A 1,310-nucleotide genomic window follows, 5' to 3' on the forward strand; every position below is an offset into this window, starting at 1 on the left:
CTTGCTCATATGGGCTCCATTCTCTCAAAGGGTGGAGCCTCCGCGAAACCCGGGGCGGTTCACCCTGGTTGGCAGCAAGGGGCGATAGCTACGGTAATCCCCCCTGAAATCAGCCCTCGTCAGAAGTAGAATTTTCTCCTAATCGGATCAAGGAAATTTTGCGTGAAGACATCGCGTTTTTCGGACAGTCAAATCATCGCCATCCTCAAGCAGGCTGAAGTCGGCAGCCCCGTGCCTGAACTGTGCCGCGAGCATGGCATCAGTTCGGCGACCTTCTACAAATGGCGCGCCAAGTTCGGTGGCATGGACGCCTCGTTAATGGCTCGACTGCGCGAGCTGGAGGAGGAGAATCGTCGTCTGAAGAAGATGTATGCCGAGGAGCGCCTGAAGGCCGAGATCATCCAGGAGGCGATGGCAAAAAAGTGGTGAAGCCATCTCGGCGACGAGAGATGGCGCAACACGCGGTTACCTCAGGCAAGGTCAGCATCAAACTGGCGTGTGTGTCGTTTGGCATCAGCACGACCTGCTATCGCTACCAGCCACGGTTGTCGGCAGAAAATGCCGAGATCGCCGATCACCTGATCCGACTCACACATAACCAACGCAACTGGGGTTTCGGCCTGTGCTTCCTGTATCTGCGCAACGTGAAAGGTTATCGCTGGAATCACAAACGGGTGTACCGGATCTATCGGGAGCTGGAGTTGAACCTGCGGATCAAGCCGCGCAAGCGCATCGTGCGAGAGAAGCCCGAGCCATTGGCCGTGCCGGAGGCAATCAACCACTGCTGGTCGATGGACTTCATGCACGATCAGTTGGCCGACGGTCGCAGCTTCCGCCTGTTCAACCTGATCGACGACTTCAACCGCGAGGCCCTGACCATGGATATCGATCTGTCATTGCCGGCAGAGCGGGTGGTGCGCGCACTGGATCAAGTGATCGAGTGGCGTGGCAAGCCCCAAGTTATCCGCAGCGACAATGGTCCGGAATACATCAGCAGCAAGCTCGTGCTATGGGCGGAAAAGCACGGCATTCGACTGGAGCATATCCAGCCTGGTAATCCACAGCAGAATGCCTACGTCGAGCGCTACAACCGCACGGTGCGTTATGACTGGCTGGGGCATTACTTGTTCGAGTCCATTGCCGAGGTGCAGGAGCATGCAACGCGCTGGGTATGGATATACAATCACGAACGGCCAAACATGGCCCTGGGTGGCATCCCCCCCAAACAGAAGTTGGCCCTTGCGGCCTGACCTCTACTTCTGGCGAGTACTAAAAATGGGGGGATTACCCTGGCAGCGCTACTTTTTTAT

The 1,310-nt window shown here is 56.7% G+C and carries 1 protein-coding gene; it reads left to right on the plus strand.

Going from position 1 to position 1,310, the window contains the following annotated elements; translation table 11 throughout:
* The first annotated feature begins 162 nt into the window (after positions 1 to 162).
* Positions 163 to 1,250 (plus strand): IS3 family transposase gene (locus CNQ84_RS20200; protein WP_096006537.1). Its coding sequence is split into 2 segments (ribosomal slippage): positions 163 to 415 and positions 415 to 1,250, totalling 1,089 coding nucleotides; the frame shifts between segments, so codons are not numbered across the junction.
* The last annotated feature ends 60 nt before the right edge of the window (positions 1,251 to 1,310 follow it).

This window comes from Pseudomonas abyssi (assembly GCF_002307495.1).
In the GTDB taxonomy this organism is placed as follows: Bacteria; Pseudomonadota; Gammaproteobacteria; order Pseudomonadales; family Pseudomonadaceae; genus Halopseudomonas; species Halopseudomonas abyssi.